At 45.1% G+C, this 21,146-nt stretch carries 17 protein-coding genes and 1 pseudogene; 5 read left to right on the top strand and 13 right to left on the bottom strand.

Annotated elements, in window-relative coordinates; genetic code table 11:
* Positions 1–5: 5 nt before the first annotated feature.
* From sbnA to xerS, 4 genes are all read left to right on the top strand, one after another.
* A complete protein-coding gene (sbnA, locus tag ACX1DY_RS00635) occupies positions 6–998 on the top strand; it encodes a 2,3-diaminopropionate biosynthesis protein SbnA (protein WP_458962272.1) in 993 nt (330 codons plus the stop codon).
* Between the two features lie 22 nt (positions 999–1,020).
* A complete protein-coding gene (locus tag ACX1DY_RS00630) occupies positions 1,021–2,286 on the top strand; it encodes an MDR family MFS transporter (RefSeq protein WP_458962271.1) in 1,266 nt (421 codons plus the stop codon).
* A gap of 36 nt (positions 2,287–2,322) precedes the next feature.
* Positions 2,323–3,036, top strand: coding sequence for a thioesterase II family protein (locus ACX1DY_RS00625; RefSeq protein ID WP_458962270.1), 714 nt, complete (start codon positions 2,323–2,325; stop codon positions 3,034–3,036).
* Between the two features lie 198 nt (positions 3,037–3,234).
* A complete protein-coding gene (gene xerS, locus ACX1DY_RS00620; RefSeq protein WP_458962269.1) occupies positions 3,235–4,305 on the top strand; it encodes a tyrosine recombinase XerS in 1,071 nt (356 codons plus the stop codon).
* A 284-nt stretch (positions 4,306–4,589) separates the two neighbouring features.
* On the opposite strand, the gene ACX1DY_RS00615 is transcribed toward xerS, so the two are convergent.
* Together ACX1DY_RS00615 and ACX1DY_RS00610 are read right to left on the bottom strand one after the other, a co-directional pair.
* Complete coding sequence (locus tag ACX1DY_RS00615; protein ID WP_458962268.1) at positions 4,590–5,708, bottom strand: GNAT family N-acetyltransferase; 1,119 nt, start codon at positions 5,706–5,708, stop codon at positions 4,590–4,592.
* Between the two features lie 179 nt (positions 5,709–5,887).
* Positions 5,888–7,459 carry a glycoside hydrolase family 43 protein gene (locus tag ACX1DY_RS00610; RefSeq protein ID WP_458962267.1) on the bottom strand — a complete coding sequence of 524 codons (1,572 nt, stop codon included), beginning with the start codon at positions 7,457–7,459 and terminating at the stop codon, positions 5,888–5,890.
* A gap of 215 nt (positions 7,460–7,674) precedes the next feature.
* Here ACX1DY_RS00610 and ACX1DY_RS00605 point away from each other — a divergent pair, with 215 nt between their 5' ends.
* Complete coding sequence (locus ACX1DY_RS00605) at positions 7,675–8,448, top strand: helix-turn-helix domain-containing protein (RefSeq protein ID WP_458962806.1); 774 nt, start codon at positions 7,675–7,677, stop codon at positions 8,446–8,448.
* Positions 8,449–8,656: 208 nt separating this feature from the next.
* Here the strand turns inward: ACX1DY_RS00605 and ACX1DY_RS00600 are convergent, their stop codons facing one another.
* From ACX1DY_RS00600 to ACX1DY_RS00550, 11 genes and pseudogenes are all read right to left on the bottom strand, one after another.
* The gene (locus ACX1DY_RS00600) at positions 8,657–9,817 is read right to left on the bottom strand and encodes a glycoside hydrolase family 27 protein (RefSeq protein WP_458962266.1); all 1,161 of its coding nucleotides are present in this window, start codon (positions 9,815–9,817) and stop codon (positions 8,657–8,659) included.
* Positions 9,744–10,471: pseudogene (locus ACX1DY_RS00595) on the bottom strand (hypothetical protein). Before ACX1DY_RS00595 ends, ACX1DY_RS00600 begins: the two are co-directional and overlap by 74 nt.
* 711 nt (positions 10,472–11,182) lie before the next feature.
* A complete protein-coding gene (locus ACX1DY_RS00590) occupies positions 11,183–11,485 on the bottom strand; it encodes a MazG-like family protein (RefSeq protein ID WP_209445749.1) in 303 nt (100 codons plus the stop codon).
* Between the two features lie 57 nt (positions 11,486–11,542).
* Entirely contained in the window at positions 11,543–11,758 is a 216-nt protein-coding gene (locus tag ACX1DY_RS00585) for a glycosyltransferase family 2 protein (RefSeq protein WP_458962265.1), read from the bottom strand.
* Positions 11,759–12,151: 393 nt separating this feature from the next.
* Positions 12,152–14,731 (bottom strand): FtsX-like permease family protein, encoded by a 2,580-nt coding sequence (locus ACX1DY_RS00580; protein ID WP_458962264.1) that lies wholly within the window; start codon positions 14,729–14,731, stop codon positions 12,152–12,154.
* Positions 14,728–15,411 carry an ABC transporter ATP-binding protein gene (locus ACX1DY_RS00575; RefSeq protein WP_458962263.1) on the bottom strand — a complete coding sequence of 228 codons (684 nt, stop codon included), beginning with the start codon at positions 15,409–15,411 and terminating at the stop codon, positions 14,728–14,730. Before ACX1DY_RS00575 ends, ACX1DY_RS00580 begins: the two co-directional genes overlap by 4 nt.
* 81 nt (positions 15,412–15,492) lie before the next feature.
* The gene (locus ACX1DY_RS00570) at positions 15,493–16,482 is read right to left on the bottom strand and encodes a sensor histidine kinase (RefSeq protein WP_458962262.1); all 990 of its coding nucleotides are present in this window, start codon (positions 16,480–16,482) and stop codon (positions 15,493–15,495) included.
* Complete coding sequence (locus tag ACX1DY_RS00565) at positions 16,469–17,155, bottom strand: response regulator transcription factor (RefSeq protein WP_458962261.1); 687 nt, start codon at positions 17,153–17,155, stop codon at positions 16,469–16,471. Before ACX1DY_RS00565 ends, ACX1DY_RS00570 begins: the two co-directional genes overlap by 14 nt.
* A 54-nt stretch (positions 17,156–17,209) precedes the next feature.
* Positions 17,210–19,486 carry a hypothetical protein gene (locus tag ACX1DY_RS00560; protein ID WP_458962260.1) on the bottom strand — a complete coding sequence of 759 codons (2,277 nt, stop codon included), beginning with the start codon at positions 19,484–19,486 and terminating at the stop codon, positions 17,210–17,212.
* Between the two features lie 60 nt (positions 19,487–19,546).
* Positions 19,547–19,978, bottom strand: a complete 432-nt coding sequence (locus ACX1DY_RS00555; RefSeq protein ID WP_458962259.1) for an immunity 26/phosphotriesterase HocA family protein — start codon at positions 19,976–19,978, stop codon at positions 19,547–19,549.
* Between the two features lie 689 nt (positions 19,979–20,667).
* Positions 20,668–21,054 carry an OsmC family protein gene (locus tag ACX1DY_RS00550; protein ID WP_458962258.1) on the bottom strand — a complete coding sequence of 129 codons (387 nt, stop codon included), beginning with the start codon at positions 21,052–21,054 and terminating at the stop codon, positions 20,668–20,670.
* Positions 21,055–21,146: the final 92 nt, after the last annotated feature.

The raw sequence follows: 21,146 nt of genomic DNA, 5'->3' as shown, positions 1-21,146 counted from the left end.
TTCATATGATCTATTCATCGGTAATTGATCTGATCGGAAGTACACCCGTTGTCGCTTTGCATACAATCGCTCCTTCAGAAGGTGCGCAGGTTTTTGTCAAAATCGAGGGCTTTAACCCAGGGGGGAGTATGAAGGACCGAACCGCCTTTAATATTATCCGGCAAGCTGAAGCCAGTGGAGATTTACAGCCGGGCGGGGTTATCGTTGAATCATCATCAGGTAATTTAGCGATCGGACTAGCCATGATTGCCCGTATCAAAGGCTATCGGATGATTGCCGTAGTCGATCCCAAAATCAACCGTGTAAATCTCAGAATTCTGCAAGCCTATGGGGCGGAGATCAGAATGGTTAATCATCCGGATCAGAATGGTAATTATTTGGCTGCCAGACTTGAACTGGTCCAATCACTGAGTGAACAGCTGGAGCATGTATACTGGCCTAATCAATATAATAATCCCGCAAATCCAGAAGCGCACCGGTTAGGAACGGCCCGGGAAATCTTTCAGGATTTCGGCCAGGATTTGGATTGGGTAGTAACTCCAGTTGGAACAGCAGGGCTGTCAACAGGTTGCAGTATGGGGTTAAAGGAGCTCATTCCGGATATAAAGGTTATGGCTGTAGATGCAGAAGGGTCTGTTATCTTCGGGAAACCTCCCGGACCCAGACTCCAGGTTGGGCTTGGAGCAGCGGTTGTCCCTGGCAATTTGCGGCCAGAGCTTTTTGATCAGGTTGTTCACGTCACAGACCGGGAAGCATTTCAAATGACACGCAGGCTTGCGCTGGAAGAAGGGATCTTGGCGGGAGGGTCCTCAGGATCCGCCGTCCATGCAGGTATCCAATTAGCCAAATCTTTACCTCCCAGTCAAAAGGTGCTCATCATTCTTCCAGACCGTGGCGAACGATATTACGATACGATCTTCTCGGATGCTTGGTTAGAAGAACACGACATCTTAATGGATGAAGACATCATGGATCGGTACGTACATTTCCATCTATAATCCCTGAAATGAGGATTTCTCAATGAATAAACTTCATCTGAACATAAAGGTCCGGCTTGCTGAATCATTTTTTTCATCGTTCATCACGTTTATGTTTCTGCCATTTATGGCGATTTATTTTGCCAAATATTTTGGTGAGACGCTTGCTGGTATTCTGGTAGCGGTGATTACGGTAGTCGGTTTGGTATCAAGCCTGTACGGAGGACAGCTTGCCGACAAACTGGGAAGAAAAAAGATCATGCTATTATCCGAGGTGCTCCGGTTTGTCGCCTTATTCTTGTTAATTTTTTGCAATTCCCCCTGGCAAACATGGCCAAGCCTTACTTTTGTTTTGATGATCCTGCTTAACATTGGAAGCGGACTTGCTCTTCCGGCGGCCCAAGCGATGGTGGTCGATGTTAGTACACCGGACAACCGGAAGCTAATTTATCGTCTGGAATATTGGTCCTCGAATTTGGCTTTAGCCATCGGTGTCGGGCTGGGAGGCGTGTTATTTTCGAACCATTTGTTCGAACTATTGATTATCGCGGCTGCCGGCTCGCTGCTTTCATTTATTATCGTGAAATTTTTCATACAGGAGACCTTCTTCACAGAGTTTAAGGAACGTGTACACCTGCGCAAGTTATATCACGATTATAAAATTACCTGGCACGACAAATTGTTTATGATCTACATTCTGGCCTCGACATTGGCATTATCATTGGAATTCCAGGTAATGAATTATACAGGTGTACGGTTATCCAATAGTACGGATCAGTTTAGCTTGTGGAATACGGACCGCTTTCAGTTCTCATTAGGTGGTGTGGAGCTGTTTGGGCTGTTGCGTTCAGAGAATGCGGTTATTGTAATCCTGTTCTCATTGACAGTGGGTTTATTAAGCAGAATTATTAAGGATCGGTGGCTGCTCATATTAGGGGTTCTTATAAACGCAGTAGGCTATTATTTTATTGCGATTGGCAACAATGCCTGGCTGTTATTGGCGATGATGATTCCTGCAACGATTGGAGAATTGATGTTTTATCCGGTAAAACAAACCTATCTGGCAGATATTGCACCTGCGGAGAGCCGTAGCGTATATATGGCGGTCAATAGCCTGGTTGGCAGAGCCGCCACGATGCTGGGCGGAGCAGCGATTACGATTGGTCATTGGCTTCCAGTGTGGCTAATGGGATTGCTTTTTCTTGGTACAGGAGTTATTGCGGCCTGGTTATTTGTAATCTTTATGAGCAGAATGGAGGAGAAGGCCGCGCCGCTAGATCCTACAACAAGCCCCACACTTATGCAGTAACTCGAAAGACGAAGTGGCAGAGAAAGGAGGCGACAAGTGAATAAAGAACAAGCAGTTAAACTTTTTTGTATCCCTTATGCAGGCGGGCTTGCGTCGGCTTACAACAGTTGGAGACATTATTTACGACCTGACATAGAGCTGTGCCCGCTCGAATTATCCGGGAGGGGAAGACGCTTCGGAGAACCTCTATCTACGGATGTATCCGAGACCGTTCGTGATCTGTTGGAACAAGTGAAGCCGGAATTGAATGGGGGACCATTTACCGTACTTGGTCATAGTCTAGGAGCGATACTTGCCTATGAGCTCGTCAAAATGATACATAATGAGCTGCAGCTGGATCCGGTCCATGTGTTTTTTTCCGGAAGATCCCCTTTGCATCTTGCAGGAGGAGGCAGTCGGCACCTTCTTCCCGATGACGAGTTCTTGGACTATCTTGTAGGTCTCGGCGGGATTTCTCTTGAACTTCAGCAACATGATGATCTGCTTAAGCTGTTCCTGCCAATTATCAGGTCCGATATGCAGATGGTTGAGAATTACCGCCTGACTGTTGATAAGATTACCCCTGTACAATCTAATCTTTCTGTCTTGTTCGGTCAGGAGGATACGATTGATAATCTCAAGCAGTTAGAGCATTGGACGCTGTACAGCGAGGCAGATTGTAGAATTCAAGGATTTCCCGGGGGACATTTTTTTGTTACCCAAAATGCTTCGGAAGTGGTTGCTTTTATCAATAAGACATTGCAAGTATAAAGTGAAAGCCAGTGCTGTTTATTCTTTGGACAGTCAGCACTGGTTTTTGTTATGACTACTTTGGCTGTACGAGGCAGTACAAACTCGATTAAGGATAAAGGCAATATAGGAAAAGAAACATTATATAATTACGTAAAATATAAATTTGACGAATAATTGGTGATGAGATATATTATAGCCATGGAGGCTGTTATACATATGGATAAACAGATGAAGCTACATTACATACAACGCATTGATGAGAAACTGTCCGATCTTCCTTGGTTCGTAACAGAATTTATAGATAGCAAGAAACGAAAACTTTCTCCCACGACACTTTTGAACTATTGCCATGATTATATTATCTTTTTTGACTGGCTTGTTGTGGAGAACCTGACTTCCACAAGTCGAACAGAAATCAATCTGGAAGCACTAGAGTCATTAACCGTCCGTGAAGTTGAGAATTTTTTGTCTTTCCTGGAGTATCAATTGGGGAACACTAAACTGACGGTAAATCGTAAATTATCATCTCTAAAGTCCTTATTTGATTATCTACAGAACAAAGCTGAGACAACTGACCTGAAGCCTTATATACAGCGGAATGTGATGGCTAAAATGGATTTAAATGCGGTTAAGGAAAGCCAGGAAACCATCGCGAACCGTATCGAGGGAAAAATTCTCAGAGAAGATGATTTTGAAGCGTTTAGACAATTTGTGGCGCATGATTTTGGAGAAAAGAATAAAGAAAACAAACGAATTTATAATTTCCATCAATTCAATCGTGAACGGGATACAGCCATTGTTTCACTTATTTTGGGTTCCGGACTTAGACTATCAGAGGTTGCAGGGATTAACCTGGAAGACATAGATATGAATAAAGCTATAGTACGTGTTATACGCAAAGGCAATAAAGAGCAATATGTGTATTTCAGCAAGCAAGCATTATTGGACTTAGAAAGTTATCTGCAGATCAGAGAATCAAGATATACACCTGAAAAGCTTGAAAGCTTCTTGTTCATGGCAGCTCCCATAGGCCGCAAAGGAAAAAGCCGGCGTTTGACAGGCCGATCCATCGAAAAGTTAATTGAAAAATACGCAACAGCTTTTGGGAAACCATCCTTAACCGTACATTCACTAAGGCATTCCTTTGCAACGCGGTATCACTTGGAGAATAACGATGTACCCAGATTGAAGAATCAATTAGGACATTCATCCATTCAAACAACGATGATATACACACACTTAACAGATGAAGAGATGCGTAATGCTGTGAACAATATGGATCGTTAAACATCGTTAAACCTAAGGCGTTACGGGTTTTCTCAAGGACATCTTCACAAAACCCGTATTTTGTACATATGTCTATGTATTATTTATACCCTTTGTCACCACTGGACAATAGCCGGCATGCCCCCGGGAAAATATAAAGCCATTATGATTCAAAAAAAGCCTGCGAACGAAGAACGCTGGCTGTGTAAGGGCCAGTGTTCATCGTAGCAGGCAAGGAGTTGTGTGTACGAAGCTTAGTATCTTTTCTATATCCAAAATCCGGTATAGCTAAATAGTTGGATTAGTCAGAATTTATCAATCTTGTACCAGAATATGGGTAGCGGAAACCATCCTACGGGCGCATTAACTCCCATATAACGACTGTGCTGTGTAAGCAGAAGCGCCTGAGCCTGCTGCTTGTTAAGGACAACTGCACCCGGCTTAGCAGACCGCTCGACAGTCACGCCACCCGCATCCGCTCGCGCAGTAACCGGCTGACCGTCCATAACTGCGGAGAATTCCCCCTGGACAATCCCTGTCGTCTTGAACTTAAGCGTCAGATAAGCCTTCAATACATTGGCGAAATCCAGAATATGATACATATCAGAGGTCTCGATAACATAGTCGTCAGCAATGCTGCCAAGAGCCGTATTCAGAGAAATGTCATACTCCGGCGTGTAAATCGTTATCCGCTCTGCTCTGCTATATCCCCTATACGCCTTGAGAGTCCGCGAAATATCGTCCGCATCTCCCATCGCGAATTCAGATATTTCATCGCCTGCTTCGTTTACAATCAGATACCCGATCAACTTACCTTTATCCAGGACACCCAGTGCATTTTGATGGAGGGTGTTAAAAATAAGCGGCAATTGCTGTAAGTTACGTTCAATATAAGCAAGCCGCGAGGTGTTCATGTTATGCGCAAAGGCATCTGCTCCTTCAATCTCGAATAACGGGCTGAAGGATATTCCAGTGTCGTTCACATGTCTTAAGCCATGGCGCACATTGGCCTCTCCCACGAAATACTTGAACTTTACACCGCCAAGCGTGAAGCCGAAATACTCATATCTCTGTCGCTGACCATATAATACAACCATATCACACGTATTGCGCAGTTCTTCAAGCCACATGTCCATGAGCGCCTTCATATGCCCTTCGCCACGCGCACGCGGATGGACTGATACGGTACCCAAATAGCCGGTTCGCAGAGTATAATCACATACCGTCAGAGGCTCTGGAAAAACGGCCACCTGTGCACGCAGCCTGCCTTTCTCATCCACTGCAACCTTATGCATAGCTGAAGAATCTACGTTCTTGTCATACGCTTTGGGCATCAGGGTTTCAAAATCCAAGCGAAAAGCATAATTAGCCAAATCTATGCATTCCTCGCGCTCGTCCTGAGTTGCCATTCTGTATTCAACCATTTCCGCCTACCCTTTCAGTGTAAATATTCAACTACCTATCAACAATTATTCTAGAAGCATATTCATTATCATGCCGCATTTCACTCTAATTTCTGCCACTTGGCTGCGGCCTCATCAATCGCTTGCTGGTTATCTCCGGCTGCATTGAACTCATCACTTTTTATTTTACTCTGGCTGGTTTAATACGCGCCATATTCAAAACAATCAAAATCTGCCGCATTATCAGAGGCCGTACCGTTACTCGTACAATACATTCCTATGCAGCAGCCCACAAATCCGCCTGCCACCTCGGTACTCAAACTACTCGTATCCACATGTTCTGCAACCAAATGATATTGATCTCCGTCGGTGCTGTAGTAGAAGCTCAACTCCTGGCCTCTCGCAGCCATCTTTAAATGCAACCGCTGAGCATCAACATCTGCCTGTGCAACATTCGTCTCCTGGCCATTGATGCAAGTCACAACACGTAGGGCTTGCCTGTCATCATGCAACACGCGCTCAAACCGGATATGATACATTTCATTTTGAATGACAGCCAAACCTGCCGATTCATGGATGCTCCGCGCCTCAAACTCCATCACTGCTGCAGCCGCATAATCAAAATGCTGTTGCCGCAAACAGACAAAGCTGAGATTATCCTGATCCTTGAACGTTTGAGGTTTTAGCTTTAGCCGCAAATATCCTTTACGTTCTGTCAATGAATATAAATCCGCCTGCGGATTCCTTAAGAACATCCATTTCAGCGCCAGATTGTCACTGTCAAAATGGTCGCAGCGCAATTGCGGCTCCACCGGAACCGGTGCCAAACCCATGACCCCCTGCTCCTCCAGAATTCCCCGGCCCTCATTGACTACAGGCCATCCATCCTCCCAGATCACTGAAGCAAGGAACGTCTCCCGCCCCAAATTACTATAGCCACCTCCATAAGGACGTGAAGCGAGCATCACCATAAACCATTGACCGTCTGCAGCCTGAACTAAATCGGCATGCCCCACATTAATAATCGGATAATGCTTGCCCAGATGACGATGCGTAATGATCGGGTTGTTCGGATTCCCGGCATAGCCTTCTGTCAGCTTCTGGCTGCGTGCAACGGTCACCGCGTGATTCGGCCCTGTTCCTCCCTCGGCAATCATTAAATAATAGAAGCCATCTTTCTTGTACAGATGCGGCCCTTCCGGCCAAATCACATCTGTCATGGCGCCTCTCCAAAGTACATAGCTCTCCCCTGCAAACTCCATGGTCTCCAAGTTCAGTTCCTGAATCCATACTTCCCAGTTGCCGTCATAACGTACTCCAGTTGAGTTAGGCCTTGTACCTAAATAATAGGTTCTTCCGTCATCATCAAAGAAAATCGTGGGGTCAATCCCTACCGCTCCTTGAATAAAATAGGGTTCCGACCATGGCCCGGCAGGATTGGTTGCTGTAACAACGAAATTCCCACCATAAGTTACATTGGTCGTAATCATATAGAACTTGCCCTCATGATAACGTATCGTTGGGGCAAAAATCCCCCCTGAGTGCCTGGCTCCCTGTAAGTTCAATTGTGAAGGGCGGTTAAGTACATTGCCAATCTGCTTCCAATTCACAAGATCACGGCTATGGAAAATCGGCACACCAGGAAAATAAGCAAATGTCGATGTTACCAAATAATAGTCTTCCCCGACCCGGCATACTGACGGGTCGGGATAAAAACCAGGCATAATCGGATTATTATAGTTAACTGAATTGTGTTTAATAGCAGTTTTCATTCTTTTACTCCTCCATAGATACGGTTATAAAATATTTTTGCAAGAATGGATATAACCTAAGTATAGCGTTTACAAATAAATGCGAACAACCTGTCACTTTGCAGTTATTTTATAACGGTTAAGAACTGCTATCTGATCGGATAATGGTATAATTGGGATGTATTCGAAACACAGATCAAGTGTGCGTGACATTGGTGTAAAAATATAATATCTTGATGCAAAGGATATGGGTACAGCCTATGAAGTCAATGTGTTACGGTTTCAACGAGGGTTCGATTTGTAAAGGGAACGGCTATAAACCTCCTAATTTGCACAAATGGGGACCGGGTGTCCGCGATGTTTTTGCCCTGCATTATATTGTAAGCGGTAGGGGCTATTTAAAGACATGCCATACAACCTTTCCTTTGAAAACAGGCGAAAGCTTCATTATTTTTCCGCATATGGAAGTATATTATTATCCTGATCCACGGGATCCGTGGGAGTATTATTGGATTGAATTTAACGGACTTGAGGCCGCACGCCTTTTGTCGATGATTCATATTGCACCTGATCATCCGGTCTTGGAGGCATCGCCGCAGGATTTCAAACCATTGTTTCATAGAGTCAAGACTGCCGGAATGGAGCCGTTCGAAAGAGAGCGATCGGATGCAGGGCTGCATCTTTTATTGTCATATTACATTGAAAGCAACTTTTGGAAGCCTTCATTATCGGTTCTGGATGTAGTGGAATTTGTGAAGATTGAGCGCAGCTATCTGTTCCGGTTATTCAAGGAAGAAAACGGCATATCCATTTCCGGCTATCTAACTGCCTTCAGGATTCGGCGCGCCTGCGAATTATTGGAGAATTCCCAGTTATCTATACAGTCATTGGCCTATTCAGTGGGCTATCAAGACCCGTTGTATTTTTCCAAAGTATTCAAAAAAGCAACTTCGTACACTCCTTCGCAATATAGGAAGGCTATAAGGGTTAATGTGAATAGTCTGACTTAGCGAAACAGCACACAATTCCCGGATTCCCGGAAATATTTTATCAATTTCTCAATGGGGCTGCGCCCGCATTTCAGTTTCTCGCCAAGACAATCTATACACAGGAAGTCTTGGGCGTTTCGCGTAACAAGCTTCAGGTAAATCGCCACATCATCCGTCATTAAGGGAACTCCGCATGTTCTGCATGTCCTATTCATGTTCATGTTATCCTTTATACCAATTTCGCCCGCACAATCAGACAATCATGAGCCAGAACTACAGGAGCATATCTTTCTCGGAATACACCGATTTCTTTATGCTCCCAGCAGTCATGCAGCGACAGCGATTTTCCGGAAGCATAGGGGAGTCCGATATCCCAGAACTGCAACGACATTTCCCTTTGACCATCACTCAAATTGAAGAAACCTATAGCCACGTCTCCGTCAGTTAACACTTTCACCAGCATAAATACATCATCCGCATGAAACCATTGCGGTTCCGGCTTGATGCGATAAGCACCGCGGCCTTCCACATCCTGATTAATGGCAATCAAATCCCCGTTCATCAGAATATCTCTGGTGACCTGGTTGGTTTTCCGGATGTCACTGCCAATCATCAGCGGAGACCCCATCATGCTCCATAAAGAAAAATGGGTCTTGTACTCCACATCACTACAACCGCCGACTTGGCTTCCGATAAAGTCGCTGTTGCTGCCTCCGTACATGCCGACAACCAGCATATCCATATCATTATGGCAATATGCTCCTGTGTAGCAGGCCTTATCAAGCTGTGACAAAGCTAAACTCTTGATGGAATCCCAGCTATCCTGAATATCCCCAGTGGACCGGTACATATGGGCGCCTGACTCACGAATCCAATGGTATACATTGTCCTCACCCCAATTGCATGCCGAGAACAGAATATCTCTTCCGCAGTTTTTAAGCGCCAGGCTCATTCGTTTGTACAGCAGTTCCCCCGATATATGTCTGGGCTTGAAGCAGTAATCATACTTCAAAAAATCTACGCCCCATTCGGCCAGTAATTCCGCATCCTGAAATTCATGTTCAAAGCTCCCCGGATATCCTGCACATGTATGTGTTCCTACACAAGAGTACATCCCAAATTTTAATCCCTTTGAATGAATATAATCTGCAAGCGCCTTCATCCCATTTGGGAATTTGATCGGATCGGCAACTAGCTTGCCATCCTTGTCCCTTTCTTTCAGGCTCCAGCAATCATCAATAACAATGTACTCATATCCCGCATCCTTGTACCCCTCTGCAACAAGTGTATCGGCGGCTTCCCGGATAAGCTGCTCATTAATGTCCCATGTAAAGGTGTTCCATGAATTCCAACCCATGGGTGGTGTCAAGCCGAGTTGTTGTTTGTTCATAATAGTATTCATCCTTTCGTGTAACTCGAAGATTAGGTGTAAGAACAGATGTTATATTCTTTATGTATTTAATCATACACAACTCTTTCGATCTATAGCTTGACGTTGCTTTCACATCGACATTTGTTGCTTTTCTCCGGAAGAACAGAAATTCGGCCATTGTACTTTGCCGGACAATGTTCCTGACATGACAAAGAAGGGCTGCTCTCCGCGCCTTCACGCACCGGGAACAGCCCTCCAGAGTGATACTTAAAATCAGTTCGTCAGATAGACCAGAGGAGTTGCCGGCATCAATGAATTGAATGCCATACTCCCTGATATCGGCGGCATTGACTGTCTTCAAGTCCAAAGTCAGGTCAATGGTTCCGCTCTTGCCTATCGTTGCCCAGCCGCTGTCGGTGAACGTGTAGGCGTTCCCATGCTTGACGAACAATTTCACACCTAATCCCGAGCCGTATCCGCCCCAATCTGAACCATGCACTGTCGCCTTCAGTTTGGTATGGGCGGAGAAATCCGCGTTGACGATCTTGATACGGTATGCTGAGAGTTCGGGGACATCGCAATATCTACTTGCAGGGAGTGTGTGTTCTTGGAACTCCAGGCTGAGGTTGACCAGGGGCCGCCAACAATATTCGAGCCTGTCCAGCCTTCCATACCCGATTCAAAATCGGCGTAGGCAGTGGTAGTTGCTCCACCACCACCGGTCGAGCCGCCCAGATATTGCTTCAGCCATTGCAGCGCCGGACGCTCCTGGCAGGTGTATAATGCATGTTCTTTTATCAAAAAAATCAACTTTGTGTAATTTCAGGTCCGATGTATCAGCATAACAATATGTTTAGATGATCATGAAATTGGCAATAGATACATGTTCTTGTCCATTTTCGGCAATGAATCCATATTCTTGTCCTTTGCTTGGGACAAGAACATGGATTCATAAATCAAAAAAACCGCGTCCAGCACGGGGTTCAATAAATATATGTTCTTGTCCTCTTACAACAAGAACAAAATGCATCACAAATATTCTTTTAACTATATTCTACCAAGATTTTAGCCCGTGATACTTTAATCTTCATCTTCTGTTCTTTTAATAGCTCCTAGGGATTATTAGAATTCGCTTCATGTTGCATTTTAGCTACTAAAGTGGGAACATCGTTATGACTTCTTTTATGTATTCCGGCTGAGCACCTTCATCCGGTCGTAAATATGGACTTAAGGGATTCCTTTCATTGGAATTTGATCATCTCCGGTTAAAGTAAGCTTAAAAAGACCTTCCCATTTCGATTCGGTCTTAAATTGAGAGGCTAACTCCGTAGCGAGAGCAGGATCCAATTGTCGTAGTTATCGTGTTGTGTGAAATTCTTTATATTATTCTTTTACTTTTGTAAGAACACCATCTTTATTTTCGTATTTTCTTTTTTCGTTTTTTTCCATTTTATGCATTATTTCCTCTTCCAAGTTAATTCCTAGAAGTTCCGAAAGTCCTATTAAGTAGAGTGCAACATCAGCCAATTCTTCACCCAAATCGTCCTTCTTTTTCAGATATGCTTCGCAAGCTTCTGATAATTCGCCATAAATAAAACAAAATTCTTGAAAAATATCAGTAACATTAAATCCCTTCGCAATTTTATTCTGATAGACTCTTTTTTGTAATTGTAATAAATCAATCATTTTATTCTCCCCTATCCCATATAAAATTTTTATTTGCAACAGAGCAAGTAAGGAGGCTTAATAAGCTCTCCGTGCAAGTTGTAAGTGCTGGTGCAGATATTTTATATCCAAATTACTATATTTATTGATTATCTGTTCAGTGTGGTCTTCGCTACCATCATTAATAATAATGATTTCAAAATCTTTTTTGGTTTGCCCGACAAAACCGGCCAAAGTTAAGTCTAGGTAGAAAGCTTTTTCATAGGTCGGGATTATAATGGTTATTTCTGGCAATTAGTAATCTCCTTTCATAAAAAGAAATATAATCCATTTAAATGAAAACAAAATTCTTTAATGAAATTAAATTACTTTTATGAATTACATAATAAACTTTAAAATCTCTGATATATATGGCTCGAATTTCGGATAGGGGGTACAATATTTCGGCTCCTAAATTTTTAATAATAATTCCCCTTTCTGGCTATGGAGTGTTCGCTCTCTATAGGGAATCTCTTTGACAACTTCTTCATCACAAGTTTTTCCGAAGATATCGGTTTATAATGCTGAGAGAACCAGCGACTCCATTTGAACGAATATGAAACGAATAGAAAAAGCGCCGGGTTCATGATAACATCGTGAGCCGGCGCTTTTTCTATCAAATTAATACAAATTAATATCGGTTTTGATTCAAGTCATATCATCACGGAGCGCGTCAATGATATTTTCTTTTTTTATCTTGCTAATGGCATACAGCATTGTAATGAACACGATAAAGAGCACACTGAACACGCTGATTGCCATACTGCCCCAGGGGAACACAAAATCGATATTGTCCGCCCCGCCTCCCATCCTTTTGTAAATCAGCCAAGAAGAGAGTGCCGCTACGGGAAGCCCGAAGAGCAATGCCCTCATGCCATAAAAGGCACACTCGAAATTCATCATCTTTTGGAAGCTGCGTTCAGACATCCCCACAGAGCGGAGCATGGCAAGCTCCCGCCGGCGCAGCTTGATATTCGTGGAAATCGTGTTGAACACATTGGCAACCGCAATCAGCGAAATCAGAATGATAAAAGTATAAGCGAACACGTTGGCAATGAATATCATATTGCGGTTCTGATCAAGCACTTCAGAGAAATTGATCAGGGTGTAACTGGATGTAATTCCCACATCCTGAATCATCGTTTTCATTTCAGCCATCGACTGTGTGGGATGCTTTGACCGAAAGGTCAAGCCCTTAATAGCCAGATGGGTCTCGGGGGTTTCAAACTTCTCTTTGAGCGAATAGGGGGCCATCACCCTAAAAGTGAACGGATTCTTCGACCCGGAGTTTCCTGGGATCGGGGGGCCATCAGGCGGCACGATATTGACAAACATAATGCTTACATTTCGCCCCTGTTCCATCTTCGGCTTACCATTTGTTTCGGGAGCGATGGTAAAATTCATGGAAGAACTCTTGAACATATCACTAAGCTGGTCAACCTCCGCCACCTGATTGGCCTGGTCTACCATTTTGGCAACGGCAATCAGTTTCGCATTTTGCCCGGTATATTCCTCTGCAGGCAAGCCGAGGCCCTGGACAATATTCAGATAGGTGCTGTCATCAAGAAACTGGATGTCCATTGGCAGATTAACCGTTTCGTCCGGCGAGTGGGAACTCTGGCTTTCCCAGTAAGCGTCTGAAAGATCGCTTGCTTTGGCAACGCCTGAATACTTCATAAGCGTTTGATAAGAGCTTTTGTAAACCCCGTCGGCGGTTTTTAGTTTGTCGTAAAGCGGCAACATTTCGCTATCGTCCATGTCCTGCGTGGCCAAACTAATGTCAATGTCAGTAGCCACTACTGCCCGCTCCGCCCCCTGCTTCAGATCCGTTATAAAAGCACTGGCCGATATAAACAGCACTACGCTTAGAACAAGTGATAGCACAATGCTGCGATAGCGTTTTTTGTTTCTTTTAAAATTCTTGAGCGCAAGGGTTCCCTCCAAACCGTAAATACGCTGCGCCAGTTTTGACGTTTTCACGGCTTTGGACTCAACTTTGACCTCGTTCGTCTGGCGAATACTCTCCATAACGGGAGTGTTTGCGGCCTTTCGAGCCGGGATATAGGCCGAAATCAGAATCGTAACCAAGCTAACCGCCGCCGCAACGACAATTGCGGGGATGGACACCGACAAGGTAAACGGGACGTTGGTATAGAGAATATCGCTAAAATTCTTGGCGACAACGGAAATCACAAGCCCGATGCTGCCTATGCCAACGATAACACCAATCGGTATGCCGACCGCGCCGATACAAAGCCCCTCGAACAGCACCGAATTTCGTAGCTGCTTTGCTGTGGCTCCCACAGATGACAGAATCCCGAACTGATGTGTGCGTTCGTTCAGTGAGATGGTGAATGCGTTATAAATCAGAAAAATCGAGCCGATCATGATGATGGCGACCACAATGCCGCCAACCGCGTACAAAAACGTGTTGAATATATTATCATCCGACAGACCCATGAAGCGCAGCACATTATCGTTAAAGACATAAGCCTCGGTTCCGGCTGTATTGCTTGCGTAAGCGTGAACCCCACGTGGATTTGTAAGCGTGACAAATAGGCTGAAACTGTCCGCTTTATCTCCAGGATCTGCTTTTGTGATCAAGGTATAGCCTGGCGCGGAAGATTCCTCAAAGTAGGCTTTTTGGTAGATACCGACAACCGTGTAGGTTCTCTCGGCTTTTGGCACAAGAGTTTCTTTTCCGGAAATGTAAGGGGTGTGTTGACCGAGTTTCTTGTCGCCATTCATGCGGCTTCCAACACCAAGTGAAAGCTTGTCACCCTCCGCAAATTTAACGCCGCCCTTTACTTCGACGCTCATCGGAACAAGAATCTCTCCGCTGTTTTCAGGCAGCCTGCCGGACGTCAGGTTGATGGGCAAGGTATCGAAGGTTTTCTTGCTAAATCCGGCTATAAAAAGATACGGCTTGTTGGGGCTTTGCCCGTCCTTAAGTGCTGCGTAGCCTATATTTTCAAATGCAGCGGTGTTAGCGACCCCCTTGTCGTGGGTTCGTTCCTGTACGAAAGAAGAAGGGGCGTCCAAGAACTCAACGTGCCAATCGCCGTATTTCTGGGCCGCGCCGTTTGCCATATAGTTCAGCAGGGAAACGCCAAAGGTGAGTACGCCCGTGATCATAGCAGCGGACAGAACAACTCCGATAATCGTGACAATCGTTCGTGTGCGACTCTTTTTCAAGCCTTGCAGGGTAACTTTGTTTAAAATGTTCATGGCCGTACCCTCTCATCTCGCACTACTTTGCCGTCTGATATGCCGATAATGCGGTCTGCTTGCAGGGCGATATTTTCGTCATGGGTGACGAGAAGCAGGGTCTGCCCATATTTTTTATTGCTTTCTTTCAGCAGCTTGATGATTTCATGTCCATTCCGGCTGTCCAAACTGCCCGTGGGTTCGTCGGCAAGCATGACCGCCGGGGCGTTCATCAAAGCGCGTCCTATGGAAACACGCTGTTGCTGACCGCCCGAAAGCTGATTGGGTAAATGCGTTTTGCGGTCTTTTAGCCCAAGCATTTCGAGCAGGTCATTCAGCCGTTCCTCGTTGACCTTGCGCTTGTCCATCAGGATAGGCAGGGTGATGTTTTCCACCACATTCAGCGTGGGAATGAGGTTGTGAAACTGGTAAATCAGCCCAACCTGCCGCCTGCGGAAAATGGCGAGTTTTTCATTGTTTTGAGCATATACATCCTGCCCGTCCAAATACACCTTTCCGCTTGACGGCACGTCCACGCCGCCTATGATGTGAAGCAATGTGGATTTTCCGGAGCCGGAGGAGCCGATGATTGCGGTAAACTCCCCCTTTTCGATTGTAAGCGAAACATGGTCAAGCGCGGTAACTTGGTTTTCGCCCTTGCCGTAGACCTTGTATAAATTTTCAATTTTTAAAAACTCCATTATGTGAGTCCCCCTTCTATGGCTTACCCATATAATAGAACCTTCAACTTACATCTCTGTGACTTTCAGGTGAGAGATTAGTCACTTTGGGAAACGAATAGCAAACACCGCGCCGCCCTGCGGGTGATTTTTTGCGGTAATTAACCCTCCCTGCCGTGTAATAATCATCTTGCAGAGAGCGAGTCCAATCCCGTATCCTGTAGCGTTTGGGTTTTTCCCACGATAAAACCTGTCGAACAGGCAGGGTAAATCTTCTTTGTCAAAGCCCGCGCCGCTGTCGTGGATGGAAATCTCAGTAAACAGTGGGTTGTCCGTGCAGACAATCTCAAGCTTCCCTTTCCCGCCTGCGCTTTCCATGCAATTTTTGAGGATGTTTTGAATTGCTTCCGAAAGCCAACCTGAGTCACCTTGAATAGTTATCCCTTGCGGTGCATCTATTTGCACATCAATATCGTGCAGCTCCATTGAGATTAGGAACGGGCGTAGCGCGGTGGATATCAAGTTGTTTACATCTATCTGCTCGCTTTGGAACACCACAATGCCCGCGTCCAGGCGGGATAATTTCAATAGAGAAGTAATCAGCCAATCCATCCGCACAAGCAATTCCTCTGTTTCCCTCACAAATGCTTTCCGCTCGTTTTCATCGGGGTTATTCGCTAACAATGACAGAATGAGGTTCACAGATGTGAGCGGAGTCCGGAGCTGGTGGGCTATGTCGGCCAGCGAATCGGCAAGATGTTCTTTTTCTTTTTTGAGCGCGTCGTTTTGATCCCGAATACGTGACGTCATTTTTGTTATCTCGCTATGTAGAATGGAAAGCTCGCCCTCGTCCGATTCACCAATAAACAGATGGTCAGCATTATGAAGCACAAGGTCGATTTGATTTGAAATCCGCGCAATGCTGTTGTATCGGGCTTTGGTAAACACGAAAAACGCTGTACCAAAGGCGGCGGCAGAAGCCATGGCGAGGATTCCCGCTGACGTATTTAATGCAAACCCCAGTATTACAGCGGCGGCGGCTATTAAGGAGAACAAAATGGTAAACTGCCGAAACTCTCTATTCCGAAGCATACTCGCCACCCAATCTATACCCCGTCCCGCGAACGGTCAGAATGATTTGGGGGCTTGCCGGGTCGTTCTCGATCTTCTCTCGCAAGCGTTTGATGTACACGGTCAAGGTATTGTCATTGACAAACTCGCCCGCCGCGTCCCACAATTCGTCAAGTAGCCTGCCCCTCGTGATAATACTTTTTGGATTGCTAATGAACACCAGCAACAAGCGGTATTCTAAAGCTGAAAGAAAAACCTCGTTGCCGTTTTTTTTCACAACACCGCTTCCCGTATCGACATGAAGCCCGCAGATTTCAAAAGCCGACTGAGAGCGCCCGCTTTTTCGCAGGGCGGTTCCAATCCGCGCAATCAATTCACGCGGACGAAAAGGCTTGGTGATATAGTCGTCCGCACCCATGTTCAGCCCGGTAACCACACTCGCCTCATCGCCGGAAGCTGTCAGAAAGATAACGGGAACATCCCCAGCTTCTTTGATTTCCGTGCAAACCGTAAAGCCATTTCCGTCAGGCAAAGAAATATCAATCAACGCCAAGTCAAATTTATTCCCGGCAAGCGCAACAAGGGCGTCACCCCGCGTAGGGGCGTGGGTGACTGTAAATCCCTCCGAGCGAAGCAAAAGTATAAGGTTTTTAGCGATTGCCTTATCGTCCTCAACCAAAAATATTCGTGGCATTAGTCAGACCTCCGTTTTCTTATCCATACTTGCAAGTCGTCTAAAGTAATGTGACTACCTCGAAGAATAGTTAATAATCATGGCTTCTTGCGTACCTTCATCGTAAGCGATCCACAACTCATCTCCAGTCACTACACCATATACGGGTTCAATTGTCTGTTTAATGTGGTAGATAACTCCGTCCTTTTCTGCGGTAATATTGGCTAGTGGCCGTTCTCCCTTTGTTCCGTCAAAATGGACGGAGAGCACTTTAGCCGCGCCCTGCTTACCTTGAAGTAACCGGGTGTCCTTCTGTAAATCGTCTATTTCCATGGAGACTGGAATGACTGTACCCACATTTACGGACAGGTTTTCTGGCACAAATAGACTATTGGCTTTACGGATTCGGTCCGCTCCTCTAGAAATTATGACTTCTAGAAGCATGAGCTGCTTATTTTCAATGAATATCGGCATTTTCTGCACATGGATTACTTCACCCTGTAGAGAGAGCTGGTCCGCTGCCTTAGTGGTGCTTATATTGCCATACCTGAAGATTCTCGCCATTCCCTGAATCAAAATAAGGTTCGCCCGTTCACCGGTACGATATTCAAATCCGAAAGGTTCAACGACCGGTATCGTATAATCGCGTCCTTCGGCTGTGAAGTGAAGCTGAAGGGCTTGTCCCCGGTTCACTTTTCCATAACGTTCGATACGGGCGAGGACCGCATCTTTAATAAGTACCGGTTCTGACTCTTGCGACGCATGTTTAAGATCCTCTTCTGTGATGAACACAGCCTTGTGTTTCTTTCGGTTGTAACTGATCATTACTGTATCACCAATTTGAACAGGATTCAGATAGGAGATGACCTGCTTGATTTCAACCTCTTTCATTTGACCTTCATCCTCGAACTGAACGATAAACTGGATCATCGGCCGTTCATTCACATATACACCCGATTCTTGCATACCCATAATCCGGCCCTGAATATGCTGGCCATCTCTTATTTTTTTCATTTTTGATCTTACGAACATGCGAGGGGCGATTGCGAGGCCTAGGAATGAGACAAGAATAATAATGACCCAAACCGCCCAGTTAATAAGGATCGCTCCACCTTGCTTTGCATAATTCCAGAAGCTTTGAATCGAGACCTTGGTTTCGTCTTCTGTGACCATCCATCCTTCGACCTGACCGCTCGAAAGAACCTTAGCCTTTTGGATTTTCAGATCGGCATAACCTACCGCAAGGTCTCCACCGCGATAGTATAGGATGTCACTGCCTAATTGCTTGTGAAATTCAGATTTGCTATTTTTTAAATTTTCGTAGGGCAGCTGCTTCAAAAGAACTGTGGCATCTTGAAATTTTCCGGATTTCTCATTGAATACATATCCAATTACAGTTCCATTTAATTCATCTTCTGCAGTAGATCCGGCGATCAGGAGTTCCTCGTCATTCAGCAAGAATATCCGGGCTTGATAAACCGGCTTTGGCGTAGGAACCGCAGTTCCCCAATGTTTTTCGTTAGCGTTATAAAATGATGCTTCTTCAGGGTAGTTCCCATTTTCGCGTACCAGCTTGGCGTTATTGAAGCCGAAGATTTTGGCGAAGTGTACGCCTGCCCGATCCTGTGCAGCAAACGTCCCTTCATCCTTCTTCTTAAGCAGCACGGATAGATCGCCTTTTGGGTCTAGTATTCCGCTGACAAATGCAGTTCTATCGTCCTTTAAACTCACCGAAAATATTGGAACTGCCTGGTCGTTCTGAAAACTTCCATGCACTTCATCTATCCGAACAGGCCTGGATGGAAGTAGTTCCTTTTCGCCTAAATTCACTTTATCTAACTTTCCGTCCTTCACCTGAGCTACATACCATTCAGAACTTGGTGATTCCCCGGCTACAATGAGTCTGCCGCGCCAGGAATACACATTTGAACTCCATGAGGGTGGAAGGTGCATTGTTCCCTGAGCCAACTCTTCAACCTCGCCTGTTGAGTGGAAGTAATTCATTTGCAGCCCTAATGTATCGTCGTAGGTTGGGATGATGATTCCATCTTGCTGATAAGCCGCTGGCCCCAGTCCGGATTGGAAATTGGTACGTATAGTAGTCTCTTTAATTATAGTTTCCGTATTCGTATCAAAAAGATAAACCTGGTATTGTTCACCAAACCGGTCGTCGTTTGAAAAGCCAATCAGCTTCTTCCCCTCATCCAGCATATAGGTGCTCTCCAAGGATGGCAGATAGTTATCAATATTTTTAATATAACTCTTGTAATCGTTCCACATAAAAAAACTTAAAAGTATTACTGGAATCAAAAACACCAAATTGATTAGAGATACCGCTCGCTTTTTTTTCAATCTGTTTCTCTCCCTTTAATTCATGTTGGTTCTACATGTCCGTTGTTATATGTATACCTGTCATTGCTTCATCTCCGACAGATGAATCTGCACCAGCTCATAACCGGCCACGCCCAACGCAGTGAACTTACCATACTCATCCTGCCTAAGGTTACGAATGTACTCGTCTCCGCGGTACAAATGCCCGGCGCACTGGAATACTTTCAGTTCTTCCTTATCGGGAGTCAAGGGAATATTGCCTACAATCCTCCACGTTCCGTTTCGAAGATTTGCCGGAGAGGTGAAAATCACGCTGCTTTGCCGGCTTCCGAACCGGTAGCTGAGAAAGGCTCCATCCTCCACATTTGTATCATCCAGCTCCAAGCGAATTACACCGAACGAAAACGCCTTTTTGAAACGGTCTTTTAGCGCACAAACCACCTGGCATACTGCAAATCGTCCATCATGCATGGGAATCATAAATATATCGCCTTCGCTATATCTCTTTCTCATACGCATCCATTAACAGCTGCAGCCGAACTAGTAATTACATTTATCCAAACTTGCACGATCACTGCCTCCTCTGACTGACCGACTCTTTACTTAACTGATTTAAACTATATCATTATTTGGTAATCCCCAGTATCCTCCAAACGATCCTTTTAACGGCCTTCTGAGAGAAGTCCCCTACCTCTGCAGGTAGGGGATGAATCTCGGTTAGGCGAAGCCTATATGCATTTTCTATTGTGTGTGCCCTTGGGCGTCAAATTCATCCTATCTTTTTCCAATAAGAGGATAGATGTTGGATGTTTGTGTGATATAATAGGAACATATGATCCGATCAAGGAAATCAGTGCATGATGGATCGATCGCCGTAGGGAGGGTTTGCCCCGAACGGGATGCATACTGCATCGAACGCTTGTGGAGATCATGTAAGACCTTTCTACAAAAAGGCAGCGATCGTCGAAACAAGAAGCCCCCGCCTCTATAGGCGGTGGGAGTATTCACATGAATACCTGATTTTAGGTACAGCTATCATAAAAACAGAGTATATACTCATTCTAAAAAGCATATTTCTCTCAAATAGCCAATAGTACCATATTCCTGGCCACCTTCGGCTTACAACAGTAAACCCGCGCTGGGCGCGGGTTCTAATGGGACTATGTTCTTATCCACCAACAATTAAGGTACCTACAAACAGGTTACCAGTTCAATCCATGTGTTTCAATGTATTGCTTTGTAGCCGCATCCCCTGAATCTACTGACACTTTACCTTCTGCTTTGACCGGAACACCTGCTTTGATGAGTAATTGACCAATGTGGCACTGTTCGTCTGCCATGCTAATTAGACCTTCAGCCTTTGCTATATCTTCATTAGTAGCTTCCTCAGACAAAACAACGTGTGGATAGTGGACAATTCCTAGTTGATCACCTGTTGATACACTTCCTACGGTATCCATATAGAACCCGGTTACAGGAAGCATGCTACGATCTAACATGTAGGCCAGCGTCATCGTATAGCAAGCAACCGCGGATGATATTAGTAATTGCTGAGGTTCTGCTCCATGACCGCTCCCCCCTTTTGGCACTGGGATGGCTTTTCACGGAAGATATTTGGATCAGATCATTAATTCCAACCTAACCCTTCCTAACAAAAAAAGGATAAGCAATTAAATGCCCA

This window comes from Paenibacillus sp. BAC0078, assembly GCF_054483875.1.
The sequence above is the reverse complement of the archived record's forward strand: the minus strand, read 5'-3'. Positions and strand labels throughout refer to the sequence as shown.